Origin of the sequence: Robertmurraya mangrovi (assembly GCF_034427655.1) — a bacterium.
Classification (GTDB): Bacteria; Bacillota; Bacilli; order Bacillales; family Cytobacillaceae; genus Robertmurraya_A; species Robertmurraya_A mangrovi.
Genome location: NZ_JAXOFX010000005.1, coordinates 177,685 through 191,506, shown reverse-complemented (window position 1 = coordinate 191,506; position 13,822 = coordinate 177,685). Strand labels below are relative to the sequence as shown.

17 protein-coding genes are annotated in these 13,822 nt (G+C 34.5%); 10 read left to right on the top strand and 7 right to left on the bottom strand.

Translation table 11 applies throughout. From position 1 onward, the window contains the following. Window positions 1-99 precede the first annotated feature (99 nt). Both SM124_RS10535 and SM124_RS10530 read left to right on the top strand, forming a co-directional pair. The gene (locus tag SM124_RS10535) at window positions 100-750 is read left to right on the top strand and encodes a TetR/AcrR family transcriptional regulator (protein WP_322446485.1); all 651 of its coding nucleotides are present in this window, start codon (window positions 100-102) and stop codon (window positions 748-750) included. Between the two features lie 70 nt (window positions 751-820). After that, window positions 821-988 carry an aspartyl-phosphate phosphatase Spo0E family protein gene (locus SM124_RS10530; RefSeq protein WP_322446484.1) on the top strand — a complete coding sequence of 56 codons (168 nt, stop codon included), beginning with the start codon at window positions 821-823 and terminating at the stop codon, window positions 986-988. Window positions 989-1,062: 74 nt separating this feature from the next. Here the strand turns inward: SM124_RS10530 and SM124_RS10525 are convergent, their stop codons facing one another. From SM124_RS10525 to SM124_RS10515, 3 genes are all read right to left on the bottom strand, one after another. Next, complete coding sequence (locus SM124_RS10525; protein ID WP_322446483.1) at window positions 1,063-1,920, bottom strand: SDR family oxidoreductase; 858 nt, start codon at window positions 1,918-1,920, stop codon at window positions 1,063-1,065. Window positions 1,921-1,931: 11 nt separating this feature from the next. Next, complete coding sequence (locus SM124_RS10520; protein ID WP_322446482.1) at window positions 1,932-2,366, bottom strand: MarR family winged helix-turn-helix transcriptional regulator; 435 nt, start codon at window positions 2,364-2,366, stop codon at window positions 1,932-1,934. 122 nt (window positions 2,367-2,488) lie between these two features. Beyond that, window positions 2,489-2,641 (bottom strand): hypothetical protein, encoded by a 153-nt coding sequence (locus tag SM124_RS10515; RefSeq protein ID WP_322446481.1) that lies wholly within the window; start codon window positions 2,639-2,641, stop codon window positions 2,489-2,491. 441 nt (window positions 2,642-3,082) lie between these two features. Between SM124_RS10515 and SM124_RS10510 the strand changes: the two genes are divergently transcribed. Both SM124_RS10510 and SM124_RS10505 read left to right on the top strand, forming a co-directional pair. Further along, window positions 3,083-3,604, top strand: coding sequence for a sigma-70 family RNA polymerase sigma factor (locus tag SM124_RS10510; RefSeq protein ID WP_322446480.1), 522 nt, complete (start codon window positions 3,083-3,085; stop codon window positions 3,602-3,604). After that, complete coding sequence (locus SM124_RS10505) at window positions 3,601-4,674, top strand: hypothetical protein (protein WP_322446479.1); 1,074 nt, start codon at window positions 3,601-3,603, stop codon at window positions 4,672-4,674. The genes SM124_RS10510 and SM124_RS10505 overlap by 4 nt, the downstream gene beginning before the upstream one ends. Before the next feature lie 40 nt (window positions 4,675-4,714). On the opposite strand, the gene SM124_RS10500 is transcribed toward SM124_RS10505, so the two are convergent. From SM124_RS10500 to spoIIP, 3 genes are all read right to left on the bottom strand, one after another. Next, window positions 4,715-5,467, bottom strand: a complete 753-nt coding sequence (locus SM124_RS10500) for a (S)-benzoin forming benzil reductase (protein ID WP_322446478.1) — start codon at window positions 5,465-5,467, stop codon at window positions 4,715-4,717. 104 nt (window positions 5,468-5,571) lie between these two features. Next, on the bottom strand, window positions 5,572-5,760 hold the full coding sequence (locus tag SM124_RS10495) for a hypothetical protein (RefSeq protein WP_322446477.1): 189 nt from the start codon (window positions 5,758-5,760) through the stop codon (window positions 5,572-5,574). Beyond that, window positions 5,753-6,880, bottom strand: coding sequence for a stage II sporulation protein P (spoIIP, locus tag SM124_RS10490; protein WP_322446476.1), 1,128 nt, complete (start codon window positions 6,878-6,880; stop codon window positions 5,753-5,755). Before spoIIP ends, SM124_RS10495 begins: the two co-directional genes overlap by 8 nt. 161 nt (window positions 6,881-7,041) lie before the next feature. On the opposite strand from spoIIP, the gene SM124_RS10485 reads away from it, so the two are divergent. The 6 genes from SM124_RS10485 to rodA all read left to right on the top strand — a co-directional run bounded on the left by SM124_RS10485 (window position 7,042) and on the right by rodA (window position 12,170). After that, on the top strand, window positions 7,042-7,509 hold the full coding sequence (locus SM124_RS10485; RefSeq protein ID WP_322446475.1) for a GNAT family N-acetyltransferase: 468 nt from the start codon (window positions 7,042-7,044) through the stop codon (window positions 7,507-7,509). A gap of 545 nt (window positions 7,510-8,054) precedes the next feature. Then, complete coding sequence (locus SM124_RS10480; protein ID WP_322446474.1) at window positions 8,055-8,327, top strand: hypothetical protein; 273 nt, start codon at window positions 8,055-8,057, stop codon at window positions 8,325-8,327. 19 nt (window positions 8,328-8,346) lie between these two features. Next, on the top strand, window positions 8,347-8,829 hold the full coding sequence (locus SM124_RS10475; RefSeq protein ID WP_322446473.1) for a spore coat protein: 483 nt from the start codon (window positions 8,347-8,349) through the stop codon (window positions 8,827-8,829). A gap of 258 nt (window positions 8,830-9,087) precedes the next feature. Then, window positions 9,088-9,828: a FixH family protein gene (locus SM124_RS10470; protein ID WP_322446472.1), complete on the top strand. Its 741-nt coding sequence runs from the start codon at window positions 9,088-9,090 to the stop codon at window positions 9,826-9,828. Window positions 9,829-9,982: 154 nt separating this feature from the next. After that, complete coding sequence (locus tag SM124_RS10465) at window positions 9,983-10,744, top strand: DUF4931 domain-containing protein (RefSeq protein ID WP_322446471.1); 762 nt, start codon at window positions 9,983-9,985, stop codon at window positions 10,742-10,744. Between the two features lie 250 nt (window positions 10,745-10,994). Then, complete coding sequence (rodA, locus tag SM124_RS10460) at window positions 10,995-12,170, top strand: rod shape-determining protein RodA (protein ID WP_322446470.1); 1,176 nt, start codon at window positions 10,995-10,997, stop codon at window positions 12,168-12,170. 417 nt (window positions 12,171-12,587) lie between these two features. Here rodA and SM124_RS10455 read toward each other — a convergent pair whose 3' ends face one another. Further along, entirely contained in the window at window positions 12,588-13,574 is a 987-nt protein-coding gene (locus tag SM124_RS10455; protein ID WP_322446469.1) for an ABC transporter substrate-binding protein, read from the bottom strand. Window positions 13,575-13,822: the final 248 nt, after the last annotated feature.

The following is a 13,822-nucleotide window of genomic DNA, read 5'->3' as shown; positions in this document are numbered from 1 at the left end:
AAAATTAAAATTATTCTGTAAAATAGGATTGACTTTAATAGTAAGGATGATAATATAAAGTCAATAGTGACTCTTATTTTTACACTAAACAAGTCATTCATGACTTTTAGAGAAGATGGTGTTTCGATGCCTGTTGTTTCCGAAAAACATAGGGAAGAAAGAAAGAATATTATACTGAAGGCTGCTAAAGAAGTTTTCATTAAGAAGGGCTTTACGGCCACAACAATGCAAGATATTATTGAAACTTCTCATATTAGTAGAGGTGGAGTATATACATATTTTCAGAACACAGAGGACATCTTTGTTGAACTCCTGAGACGAAGAGATATTGAAGATGTGTGGGGGCCTCAAGATTTATATAAAAATGGACTCACAAGTTGGCAGGTTTTAATGAGTATAATTGATACGGTAAGCGACACGATTGAGTATCAAAAAGACCAATTAGTACCAGCACTCTATCAATATTATTTTACTGTTGCTTGGGAAAGTAAGAAACATATCCCTTCATTAGAAGCAAGGATTGAACAGGTGAAAAATAGTTTGGCTTATATTATTCAACGAGGAATAGAAGACCAAGAGTTTAAATGTGATATTCCTCCTGAAGACATTGCTCGAACCATAATTACCTTTTGTGATGGAATTTATATAAGTAGCTTCCATTTAGGTCCAGAGAGGGTAGCTCTTAAAAACCAATTTCTTACTTTTAAAAGTTATTTAAGAACATGTTTATTTAACAATCAATCATCCTAGACCGACATATTATTTATCCATTTCAATTAATATTTTAAAAAATGATATAGTATTCGGGGGAGTGGTTTCGATGGATGACCGACTATTAACTCAAATTGAACGAAAAAGAATGGAATTAATTACGGCTGGTCTTAGTAAAGGATTCACTGACGCGTTAACAGTTAAACTTAGTACTGAACTGGATCATCTACTAAATCAACTGACAAAAAATAGTGAATTAGCAAGTTATCAGCACTAAATAGTATAGATTTAAAAATAACCCTAATGCCCATTCCTATGGTATTAGGGTTTTTAGATGGTGTTCAAACAAGCTCAGCACCAACTGCTCTTATAATCATTTGCATACTCTTTAAACGTAATAGGGTTCCTACCTAGTAACTTTTTTGTATCTGTTGTTACTTTTTCGGCTGTTTTCATTTTAGTAAGGAGATAAAGCATCGTCATGACATTGGCAAATTCTTTTTTAGTGCCCCTTTTAACAAGGGTCTTCCTAAATTCTAGAACTCCAGGATTTTTATAATGAATGCTTCTATTTAATACTTCAGACAAAATTTCTCCAACCTTATAATAATCTAATGCTTCACTACCTGTGAGGGTATAGGATTTTCCAAGATGTCCATTTTCAGTCAAGCAGACTGCAGCAACTGAGGCAATATCACGAGTATCTATAAAACTAGTTTTTGCTTTTCCAACAGGCATATATAATTCATTTCGTAGTTTAATATCTTCTTGGTGTGTGGTGTTTAAGTTTTGCATAAAGAAGCTGGGTCTTAAAAAGGTATAATCTATTCCCATTGCCATAATCATATCCTCAATTTTTCGATGAGGAACAAAAGGGTTCTTCTCTACCCCCATTAAGGAAACAAAAACGATTTGTTTAATACCTTTTTCTTTTACTGCATTTAAAAAGGGCTTCATATCTTCTTTTGGCTTAGCTAATTTTGGAGGTCTAACTAAGAATACTTTGTCCACCCCTTCAAGTGCTTCCTCGAATGTATCTGTATTGAGAAAATCAAACGGTACGATCGTGATCTCCATATTACTGAAAATCTCTTTTGCTTTTTCCATCGAGTACACTCCAGCGGTAACGTTTTCACCTTTTTTTACAAGTTCTCGAACTACATATAGACCAATATTTCCCGCGGCACCTGTAACTAAAACTCTTCCCATCCTTATTACTCCTATTCTTTTAAATTTTGACTAACTCGAATTAGGTAGCGCGTTAACTCTTCTAACTCGTTAGGGGTAAAGCCAGTAGTTGCTTTTTTAATGGTCTTATCACTTAATTCTTCTAGGGAAGGAATCATCTCTTTTGTTTTACTAGTAAGACATAAAATGAACGCTCTTTTATCTGTAGGATGTGGTAGCTTTTCAATAAAACCTTTATCCGTTAACCTCTTAATTACTCCAGATATAGTGGGTTTATCCATATCAAGTTCATGGGCCATAGATACAGCCATAAATTGGTCAATGGGGGCGTCATGTTCTTCTAATATTTGTAAGTGCTTAATGATTGCCCATTGTGCTGGAGTAAAATCTTTTTGTTCTAGTTCTTTATTTAGTTGGTATTTCATTAATTTTGCTGATAATTGAAGAAGATATCCTAGATTATTCATAATCTATTCCTTTCATTATAGTAATTAGCGCACTAACTAATTATATTTTACAACTAGTTAGTGCGCTAATCAACTGGAATACAAGAGAAGTCTCCAAAAAAATAACCCGTAACTAGTACGGGTTAGTCTACATCGGTTTTATCATTTTGATCTTTATTTCGCTTGTTCCCTTTACTGTTGTCCCCACTTTGAATTCCTTCAGTAGATGCTGCATTCGCATTTCCTTTTCGTGGAGAGTTTTGATTTTCACTACCGCGGTTGTACTTTTTAGTCATCCTATTCACCTTTTTCCTCGTGTTTTTACCATTATAGTTTAGGGCGTTTTAAAGGAATTTATGTACTGGAAATAGAAAAAGACCTCCCAAAATGGAGGTCAAGAAAAAGGGGGAATTACACTTGTACTACCATTATTGCCAAAAATTTATTATCTAAACTAGTTACATATTATTTTTTGTTGAAGCATCTACAAAATTGCATATTTTTGGTACAATTTGGGCTTTACATACCACTATAATAAACATAATTTAAGAATTCAAATTAAATAAGAATTTGTTTCTCACATAGGTGAATCCATTGCTTTACATAATTTCAAAAAAATTTCTTATTTCTAAAACTTTTTCAGATCTTTTGTATCTAATACATGAAAGTGCTTATAAGTATTTATTTCAGAAGCATGCATGCCTGGAATGAAAAATAGGTTAAAAGGAGAATTACGTATGGAGGAAGCTAAACTCGTAAAGCTTGCAAGAAAAGGGGATCATGAGTCTTTTGGCCAACTCATGATGCTACTTAAAGATCAAGCGTATAGAATTGCTTACTGCTATTTGCATAATGAGCATGACAGTATGGATGCCGTTTGTAATGCAATGGAAAAAGCGTTTACCAAGTTGAATCAATTAAGAGAACCAAAGTACTTTAAGACTTGGTTCCTAAAAATAGTTATAAACGAGAGTAATCAAATTCTGCGTTCAAGACAGCAGGTAGTGGAGTTAGATGTGAAACAGTTTGAGAACTTACCTTCTAAAGCTACTCCCGAAAAAAATGAGGATTTGGAAGAGTTATTAAACTCCGTTGAACCAACTGAACGGTCTATGATTTATATGAAATATTATTTGGGATACAGCCTTGAGGAGATTTCGAGAGTAACAGATACGCCATTGTCCACGGTTAAAACAAAAATTTACCGGAATTTAAAACAGTTACGAGAGAAATTAGTTCAAAGGGAGGCATTACAATGAGCACAAACGAGGAAGAAAAGGTAATTGACGAGATTATGAACCGTACAAAATTAGATTTAGTACCAGTTCCAGATGAGTTAGAAAATAGGATTAATAAGTGGGTTCAGATGAAAAAAAGATCTAAGAGAAGTAGTAAGTTGAAATATTCACTTGGCGCAGCAGCTGCTGGTATTGTTTTAGCTGGTACGGTGTTATTATCACCAACGGCAATGACATATGCAAAGGAAATTCCTCTTCTCGGAGCTGCTCTTAGTTGGTTTGAACAACTCGATGAGAGTAAAGGGGTAAAAACAGCAGAAGAGAATGGATATAAACCTGCAAACCCGTATACTTTCACAGTTGGAGAGTATGAAATGGAGATGGACCATCTTTATTTAGAGGATAAAGAACTCTTTTTTACCCTTGCAGTAAAAGGAGGAAGAATCAATGATATCGTTTTTAAAGACAAATACGGTTATAACTTCAAAATGGGAGAATATTTAGAGGTAGCTGTTGAGTCTAAGGATTTCAAGAGAGATGAAGAAAGTGTAGCGGGTGGGGCTTCAACAAGCGGAATTCAAAAGATATCAGATGAGTTTTACGTCATGATGAAGCATACTTTATATGTTGACCCAGTTTCGGTAGAGGAATTTTTGAACAATCCTCGTAACGCGCTTACCTTTGATGTGTCGGTTGATGGAAAGACTAGTAGTATTGAAGTTCCAGTAGCCCAATCTAAAATTAAATTAGGAAAACATCTTGCTCAAAATGTAAATATAGAGATAGAAAATCAAAATTCGTTTAACGTAGAAAAATTATCTGTCTACCCAACACGTATGGTATTAGAGATAACGGGTGGCTCAGAAGAAGCGTTCCTAAAGATGGTGTCTAATGAAAAGAATTCACCATACTTGAAAGACAATAATGGAAATGTTTATCCGTTACGATTATTACAAGTGAATTCTAATGACTATAAACTAGAATCCCGCTCTACCTTATATTTTGATCAAGAGGTTAAAGATCTGAATTTACACGTGGTGAAGGAAACGAAGGAAGAGCTGGTAGTACCTTTAAATATAATAAAAGAGTAAAAGAAGGGGGCAGCTCAAAAATTGGGCTGACCCTTCTTCTTTATTTTAGAAGCTCATTTACATTGTAAATCGTCCCGCTCTGTACATCACCAGATATGAGCAGGTCCACTAGTGCATTTGCTACGACATCTGCACTTCTTAGTAAGCCTTGTTCTTTATATCCTTTAAATGTCTCAATATCATGGAAAGAGTCTTTTGATGAAGATCTTATTTCCACTTGCATGTCAGTGTCCATAATACCCGGGCTGTAACCGATGATTACATGCTTAGACTGTTCTGACTGCTGTTCTAGTGCCGTTGTTTTTGTAAACATATTAAGAGCTGCCTTCGTACTGCAATAAGTGCTCCATCCTTGAATAGGTCTTTCTCCAGCACCCGATGTTACATTGACAATCGTTAATTTACAATCTTTTGCCTTTTGTAAAAATAAATTTGAAATGACAATAGGTGCTAATAAGTTAACTTGAATGTTTATATTTACTTTATTCGTATCTAAGTTTCCCACTTTATCAATGGGTTCAATAACTCCAGCATTATTAACTAATAAAACTTCTTCTGTATTACCAGAAAAAATAATATCACTGATTTCCGAAAATACTAAATCAACCTCATCCACTTTTGATAGGTCACAAGTAAAATGCTTGTAAAACAAATCCTTCTCAGCGGCTAACTTCCTTACACCTTCATTTTCAGTTCTTGCAACTGATACAATATTCACGTTTTCCTTTATTAATCGCTCTGCTATGGAAGCTCCTAGTCCTTTGGATGAACCGGTAATAATAGCATATTTCATTTTTATCACTCCAACTCTGATCTTTCGTTATCCTAAGTTTATCGAAAAAAAACTGAAAAAACAAAAAAGAGCTATCCAGTCTTGGATAACCCCACTTAGACTCTCTATTCTGAACCACTTTCAGCGTAATGTTTTTTCATTTCATCTTCAATAAAGTTGATGAAAGAGAGGATGGAACCTGCAAGAAAACAGGCAAAGGTTATTCTTGAAAATCCTAATAGCATGTACACAATGACCGTACTAAAAAAAGTCCATATTAAACAGTAATGAGAGGATTTTATTGTGTTAGCCATTTACCATCTCTGCTTTCCAGTAATATTCACTAAAGATTTCAGCAAAAGCTTCTATTGTATTTTGTAATTCAGTTGAGTCATTATCGACTCCTCCAAATTCTACTAGCATGGCTCGGGCAGATAAATCTTGATTGTATCTACCATCTCCTTGAGATTTTCCTTTAGCGATTACACCTCTACTAATGCCAGGATACTTTTCTTCCAACTTTTTGTTAAGTTCTAGAGCTATTTTTGAGTTTTGTTCATAGTTTTTGTGATCCTTCCCAACTACAAACCAAACCTTTGCATAAGATTTTCCGTTTATCTTTTTAGTCGTCGTTTCTTTTCTTGCTGCATCTCTATGAATATCAATAATAAAGTTTAAATCCTCATTTGTCGCCAACGTTTCTTGAACCACATTTCTTGACATCGTATACGATTGATAGTAATTCCAACCGTTATTTTTTAGTTTTTCTGTCATATTTGTTTTGTCGTGTATGACGCCAATACCTCTTTCTTGTAGCGCTGCCGCTAATCTCTTTCCTACTCCTACTACATTTGCCTGTTCTTTTGAGCTCACTGCTTCATTAGGTTTTGTAACACCATTTAATAGGGGAAGATAGGCTTCCCAACTATGTGTTTGATAAATTAGAACGGTCTCTTTTCCTGTTACAGTTGGTTTTTCTTCTTGTTCACCTAACTGCTCCTTAGCGATCTCTCTTTCTTTTAAAAGGACTTCCATTGGTGGAGCGGACTCGATTGGCAAGTTTGTGTAGTCCGTCCCTTCTCCAGCAACGAGAATATCCGTATCAAAAATAGAAAACCCAGGGAGTTCTCGTCCTAAAAAAGTCCGAATATCTGTAGGTTGAATGTTAGTTGCTAGTTTAAAAGTTATATTAGATAAACTATAGGAATGGATCTCTTCTTCTTTATTAATAAAAAAGTGATTTTCTGCTTTAATAAAATGTATAAATAACTCGTTTACTTCAACATTATTAAACCAAGATTTCAACGTTTCAGAAGTGAATGGGGCGGAATAGGTTGTAACAACGCCAGCAAGTAGAAATGGTAGTAATATGCTAAAAATAAACCCGTGAATGAGAAATCTAAAAAAAGAAAATGGTGATCTCATTTTTTTCATATCATCCCTCCATCTATAGCAATATATGAGCTTATCCAACTATTCAGAAGGAGAAGGATAAAAAAATTGATTTTAATAAAAAACTTTCTCCAGATTAGATGGAACTAGACGATGGACTGCGGTAGAATTTAAATAGGAAAAAAATTGAAGGGGTTCATCATATGGAATTAGTAGCTGTACAATCAGAAAAAAAATCAGTTTTAGCCAATTTATTAGAATACTATGTTTATGAATTTAGCCCGTATTTACATATTGATGTAAATGAGGAAGGGAAGTACGGATTTGATAAGGTTGAAGAATATGTGGAAAGTGAGCAATATTCATCTTACTTTATCATGGTTGAGAATCAATACGCTGGGTTTGTCATTGTTAAAATCGAAAAGGATGGTCCATTTAATTATAGTATCGAGCAATTTTTTGTGTTAAACCGCTATAATGGCAAAGGAATCGGAAAAAAGGCGGCTATTGAGATTTTTAATCGTTACAGAGGGAAATGGCAAATCACACAAACAGAAACAAATTATCATGCTCAAGCCTTTTGGAGAGGTGTCATCAAAGGCTATACAAAGAATGAGTTTATTGAAAAGTATGATGAAAAGAGAAGGTCCGTTCAACTGTTTACGAACTAAAAATGAATGAAAAGCAAAGCAACACTATGTCAACTGCCCTATTGGTTGAGAACTGTGTTGCTTTTTTATGTTCTAATTCTTAGCTTTTTCTAATTAAAGATTGTTGCTTTTAATAAAATTTGAATTTCTGAGTGGATTGAAGCGGAAGGCACTTGACTCCAGCAGGATATAGAGGAAAGGTCGAGACCCCACAGACGGAACGGCGAGGAGGCTCGACTTCCTCCCTGCGGAAAGCAAGTGCCTGGAGCGGAAAGGAACGGCCTATTGTAAAAAAAACAAGCTATTAGATAATAGCGTTTTCTTTACAATAGGCCGTTCTATTAGTACAAGCGCCTTTTTATTAAAAACTAGTGGAAAAGCCCTCGCTTATAGTTAGAAAAACTATATACATGTATTAAAGGCAAAAGCATTAGTGGTCTTTGCCTTAGCACAGGGCAAATCTACTGATTCAAATGCCTTTTCTCAAGTTAGCGGGGGAAAGGCCCTCACTAACTAGGGTAAGCATCATATGTAATTAGTATAAAGCACCAAGGGGGTGAGATGTGTTGGAAAATTTGAATAACAAATTAAAACAATTATCACAAGAACTTGTGGGCCTTCAAGTAAAGGACTTAGTGAACAAAAAAGGAGTAAAGTTTAAAAAACTTTCCTCGAGCGAGAAAAAGAAGCTAAAAACTTTATTTCAAGAGCTTGAAGAGCAAGTAAATCAATTTGTACAGAAAACCCAAGAAAAGGCAGAAGACAAAGTTGAAGACGTAGAAGACAAAACGCGCACCACGTTAAGGGATGTAGTGAAGAAAAGAAAAGAAGGAAAATAATAATTAAGGAGAGGATTTTATGTTAAGTGGAAGAGGCCATTGTGGCACAAGAGGTGACGTACTAGGTACAACAGGAGGTAAGAGATGGGATGCTTTAGATCCTGAGAGTGTATTTCCAATTACAACGGATGACGATGTACGTCAAGAAGGAAACCAAGTAAATGATATTGAGCAACGTTCTTCTGAGTATATCGTAATTAGAAATAGCTTAGATGTTAGAGTAACATCTACTGAAACTCAAGTAGCAGCTTCCTTGCAAGCAGCTATTCAAGCTGCCATTGCGTTAGTAATCAACCTTTCAATTGCTGATGGGGACCAAGCTGAAGCGGTAACTCAAGAATTACTTCAATACACTCAAATCCAACAAGTAAATCGTCAAAAGATCTATATCGAAAACTCTAGACAAGTTAGAGTTGAAACAACTGATACAGATGTAGCTGTATCTTTACAATTAATGATCCAACTATTGTTAGCTCTATTAGTAGAAATTGATATTCTGTAAGGCCAACAAATGTAATTTGTTATGAGTTTGTTTTTCTAACAACCCAACCTCCTATATATATATTTGTAGCATTGAGGATAGTCTTCAATGCTTTTTTTTCTTGCTAAAAAATAGATTAACTAATCTACTATTTGGCTATAAAAAGAAAAAGGTAGGAGAAACAGACAGATAAAAAATTTCTATATTATTTCATACTTTTAACACATTTGACCTTTATATTAACAAGAGTGAAATTAGAAAAAGAGAGGGATATACATAATGAAAAAGCTATTCATATTTTTATTAACTATAGTTGCTTTAACTGCTTGTGGTAAATCTGAGGACAAAAAGAATGCTGGTGAAGAAGTACCTGCCATGATTGAAGCAGTGTTAGAAGTGCCTGAAGAAGGAAAAGTTGATGAGGAGATTACTTTTAGTGTAATAGTTACTCAAGACGCTGAGGCTGTTGAAGATGCAAATGAAGTTAAGTTTGAAATTTGGGAAGAAGGACATAAAGAGGAAAGTGAATTAATAGAAGCAAAGCCCGTTGGAGACGGTAAATACACAGTAACTAAGAGCTTTGATAAAGAGGGAATCTTTACCGTTCAATCTCATGTAACGGCTCGTAGTATGCACACTATGCCAAAAGAAAATATCCAAATTGGAAACCCTGTAGAAGAGAGCCATGATCACGAAGAAGCGGAAGAATCGTCCCATCATCATCATGGTGATGTCACAATTTCTTTATCAAAAGATGAGCATATTCACGCAAATAAAGAAACAGAGCTAAAGGTGCAGCTTGGAAAAAAGGACGAGCCAATCAATAATGCCGTTGTTAGACTAGAAATTTATAAACCAAAAGAAGACACTCCAGAATGGGTGGAAACAGTTTTTTCAAAAGAAGGACAATATGTAACGAAGTACACTTTCAGCAAACTGGGACAATACAAGGTAGTGATTCACGCCACTAATAATGAAGGTTTACATGAGCATTCAGAAGAGTTAATTGACATTCATTAGTCGAAGTCGAGCATAATTTTTAGAAGGGTGAGACACCATCTGTAGTGTCTCACCCTTTGTTATTTCTAATAATTTCCCAGTACATCAAACTCGCAAAACCCTTTATTATCCAATACAATTAAAATAGAACATGTCAAAGTGGGTGTGAGACTATATGAATAGCCATCTATTATTTAATACATCAATCGGGGTACAAAAACCAAATAGTATCCGGAATAAAGAAGTTCAATGTCCTTTTTGTGCAACAGAAGATTTAACTGATATTATTGACGTCAAAGATTCCATCATATTATTGAAAAATAAATTTCCTGTATTAGAAAATGCTTATCAAACGGTACTCATTGAAACCGATGATTGCCATGGGGAGCTTTCACTTTACTCTAAAGAGCATTTAGTAAAACTAATCTCCTTTGGAATAAAGCATTGGATGAGGATAGAAGAGAGCAAGGAATTTGAATCTGTTATTTTCTTTAAAAATCATGGACCATTATCAGGAGGTTCCATTTCTCATCCTCACATGCAAATTGTCGGATTGAATGACATTAATTACATGGACAAAATATCAGAAACATACTTTGAGGGATTAACAATAGATGAAGAGAATGGAACGAATTTTTCTCTTTCAACTAAACCGAAGATTGGATTTTATGAATTTAACGTAAAAATGACAAGCTTAGAGGATATAGAATCATTTTCTTCCTATATACAAATCGCTACACACTATATCTTGAATCAGTTTCCTTTTAAATGTAACAGCTACAATTTATTCTTTTATCATCGTAAAGAATCCATTTATGCAAGAATTGTCCCTAGATTCGTCACGACACCTATATACATTGGATACTCCATTCCGCAGGTCCCTAATAATTTAGAGTGGATGAAAGAAGATATCAAGGGTAAGTACTTTAATAAATAGGGGATGAGGGATTAATAATACTGGTAAGGTGTGTGATGTATTTAAAGGTTGTGGTTAATCTTTTGTAATATTACCCAACACTTAAACTAAAGTTGTGATTTGTTCGTAGAAAAAATATAATGGAGTATTGAAGAAACTTCAAAATGTTTTATTCAAGAGGCTGCTCTAGAGGTCGTTATATTTAATTGATTTAATTAAATATCATCTTCAGCAAGGTAGAAGAAGACCTACACATCAAAGGAGAATAAACATGACTTCCAATACGAATAATCCTACATCTAAAATAGATTTCAACCTTGTATTTATATTAATTCTTCTATTTCTTTCGAGTTGTATCGCGATTTATAGTGCACAGACAACCGGACAATACACTGAGAACTTCTTGCTTAAGCAAATGGTGTGGTACGGGATTGGAATAGCCATTATTATTTCTGTCATTACCCTTGATTCAGACCAATTAAAAAAGCTTTCTTGGTATGTATATGGCTTGGGGATTGTTTTACTTTCAGCTCTAATGGTTGCGCCAAGTAGTATTGCCCCCGTTATTAACGGTGCAAAAAGCTGGTTTAAGGTGCCTGGAATGGGGTCTATCCAGCCATCCGAATTAGTAAAAGTGTTCCTAATTTTAGCTTTAGCAAGAGTTATTGTTGATCATCATCAAAAGCATTTAATCAAGACCATCCAAACCGATTTATGGTTACTCATTAAAATAGGAATCGTTACGGCAGTTCCTTTATTTCTCGTTATGCAACAGCCAGACTTAGGGACGAGCCTTGTATTTATTGCGATTATGATCGGGATGATTTTTATCTCAGGGGTAACGTGGAAAATACTTGCTCCAATTTTTGGAGTAGGCGTTTCATTGGTTTCTATCATCTTTTACTTTGTGTTATGGAAACCACATATTCTAGTGAAATACCTTGGAGTGAAAGAATACCAATTTGGGCGTATTTATTCTTGGTTAGATCCGTATAATTATCAAAGTTCTACTGGTTTCCAGCTCACCCGATCACTATTGGCTATTGGTTCAGGTGAAACAACCGGTAAGGGAATTGGAACTAGGGAAGTCTATCTACCTGAAAGTCATACCGATTTTATCTTTAGTGTAGTAGGTGAAGAGTTCGGCTTTCTAGGTTCTAGTATTTTGATTAGTTTATTCTTCTTATTGATCTATCATATTACAAAGGTCGGTATGGAAACGAAAAATGATTTTTACACCTATATTTGTGTAGGAGTTATTAGTATGATTACATTCCATGTGTTTCAAAACATAGGAATGACAATCGGATTACTCCCGATTACAGGTATTCCACTACCATTTATCAGCTATGGTGGTAGCTCCTTAATGGGGAGTATGCTAGCGATTAGTTTGATATTTTCCATTAGATATCATTATAAGAAATATATGTTCGGAGAAGATGAGTGAGGGATTTAAATCCTTCGCTCTTTTTGTTGTTTGGGGGGAGGTACTTAAATAAATTGGTAGTTATTATAAAAATTATCTTAAATTAGAGTGAAAAAAAGCAAAATTACTCTATTCTGTTCAGTGATCTATCAGTTTTTATAAAAAAACATTGATTTTGTTCAGGAATGATATAGGTTTTAAACTTATATCATCGATTCTGTTCAGGATATCATCGAATTTAAAAATATATCATCGATTTTGCACCATATATCATTGGATTTTTCAATATATCGTTTTTTCGACAAATTTCAACAACGGCTATTAAGAAAAAAAAGAACTCGCCGTACCGCGAGTTCTTTTTAAAAGGGGTTGAGGAATGCTCCATTTATAAAGAGGGGGAATAAAGGGAGCGCTCTATATACAATGTTAAGGAATAAACTATTTTAAGAAATACTTTTCGATGTCATCTAACATTAAGTTAGCAGCTTTTACTCCACCAGCTGTATTCCAGATTACATCATCAATTTTATGAACAGCACCTTTTTTAGCTACTTCTAGGTTTTTGAAGATAGGGTCTTCAATCCAATCTTTTTCAACATCAGATGCTTTTCCATCGCCTGTTTCATAAGTGAAGTAGAACATGATGTCTCCATCCATTAAAGGAATTTGTTCTTTAGTAACACCTTTAATAGCGAATTCATTTACATCTTGACTTTCTGGTCTAGCAAATCCAAGTTGGTCTAAGATTACACCAGAGAAAGAGTCTTTTTGATAAATACGTACTTCTGCAGCTAAGAATCGTACGATAGAAACTTTTTGAGATAATTTGTCGCCAAGTTCAGTTTTTAGAGAAGCGATACGATCATCGTATGCTTTCATAATTTCTTGACCTTTTTCTACTTTATTTAAAGCTTGCGCATAAAGCTCGAAATTAATTTTCCAGTTACCACGTAATGTGTCAGCAAATACAGTTGGTGCAATCGCACTTAATTGCTCGTAAATTGCTTCTTGACGCATTTTGTTTCCAATAATTAAATCTGGTTTTAAAGCGGCAATTGCTTCTAAGTTAACTTGCTCAGCTGTTTCAAACCCAACTACTTGAACATCTTTCATATCTTCAGCAATATGTTGGTACCAAGTATCTCCATTTGGAGTCCAAGATTGAACCGCTCCTACAGGTGTAACTCCTAAAGCAAGAAGGGCTTCTGTTCCTTCGTTTGTTAAAATAACTACTTTCTCAGGAGTCTTTTCTAGTGTAGTAGATCCCATCGCGTGTTCTACCGTATAACTTGTATCTTCTGTTTTAGTATTAGTATCCTCTTTCTTTTCACTGCCAGTGTCTTTTGCTCCGCCACATGCAGCTAAAATGAATACGGTCATTAATGATAAAACCGTGAATAAAGTTTTTAATGTTCTTGCTTTCATAATGTCCTCCTAAAGGTATGTAAATGATAATCATTTTCAATGACAACCTAATCATAAAATGGAATGATTCAATTGTCAACACCTAATTGAGATTGATTTTCATACGCAGTGACAAATTTGTGACAAAGAAGAAGAGTTCATTAATGAAAATGATTTTCAAACTCATTGACAGTATTTGTTTCGTTTTATAGACTTAAAATGTAAATTTTTTTGCTAAAAACTTTGATTTCCTTAACGTCTAAATCTAA

What these genes read in the sequence shown, in the direction of transcription:
- SM124_RS10470 (WP_322446472.1), top strand. Translation starts at nt 9,088, where the DNA reads ATGAAAAAGCTATTCATATTTTTATTAACTATAGTTGCTTTAACTGCT.
- SM124_RS10475 (WP_322446473.1), top strand. Translation starts at nt 8,347, where the DNA reads ATGTTAAGTGGAAGAGGCCATTGTGGCACAAGAGGTGACGTACTAGGT.
- SM124_RS10525 (WP_322446483.1), bottom strand. Translation starts at nt 1,920, where the DNA reads ATGGGAAGAGTTTTAGTTACAGGTGCCGCGGGAAATATTGGTCTATAT.
- SM124_RS10520 (WP_322446482.1), bottom strand. Translation starts at nt 2,366, where the DNA reads ATGAATAATCTAGGATATCTTCTTCAATTATCAGCAAAATTAATGAAA.
- rodA (WP_322446470.1), top strand. Translation starts at nt 10,995, where the DNA reads ATGACTTCCAATACGAATAATCCTACATCTAAAATAGATTTCAACCTT.
- SM124_RS10495 (WP_322446477.1), bottom strand. Translation starts at nt 5,760, where the DNA reads ATGGCTAACACAATAAAATCCTCTCATTACTGTTTAATATGGACTTTT.
- SM124_RS10510 (WP_322446480.1), top strand. Translation starts at nt 3,083, where the DNA reads ATGGAGGAAGCTAAACTCGTAAAGCTTGCAAGAAAAGGGGATCATGAG.
- SM124_RS10500 (WP_322446478.1), bottom strand. Translation starts at nt 5,467, where the DNA reads ATGAAATATGCTATTATTACCGGTTCATCCAAAGGACTAGGAGCTTCC.
- SM124_RS10455 (WP_322446469.1), bottom strand. Translation starts at nt 13,574, where the DNA reads ATGAAAGCAAGAACATTAAAAACTTTATTCACGGTTTTATCATTAATG.
- SM124_RS10535 (WP_322446485.1), top strand. Translation starts at nt 100, where the DNA reads ATGACTTTTAGAGAAGATGGTGTTTCGATGCCTGTTGTTTCCGAAAAA.
- SM124_RS10515 (WP_322446481.1), bottom strand. Translation starts at nt 2,641, where the DNA reads ATGACTAAAAAGTACAACCGCGGTAGTGAAAATCAAAACTCTCCACGA.
- SM124_RS10505 (WP_322446479.1), top strand. Translation starts at nt 3,601, where the DNA reads ATGAGCACAAACGAGGAAGAAAAGGTAATTGACGAGATTATGAACCGT.
- spoIIP (WP_322446476.1), bottom strand. Translation starts at nt 6,880, where the DNA reads ATGAAAAAAATGAGATCACCATTTTCTTTTTTTAGATTTCTCATTCAC.
- SM124_RS10465 (WP_322446471.1), top strand. Translation starts at nt 9,983, where the DNA reads ATGAATAGCCATCTATTATTTAATACATCAATCGGGGTACAAAAACCA.
- SM124_RS10530 (WP_322446484.1), top strand. Translation starts at nt 821, where the DNA reads ATGGATGACCGACTATTAACTCAAATTGAACGAAAAAGAATGGAATTA.
- SM124_RS10485 (WP_322446475.1), top strand. Translation starts at nt 7,042, where the DNA reads ATGGAATTAGTAGCTGTACAATCAGAAAAAAAATCAGTTTTAGCCAAT.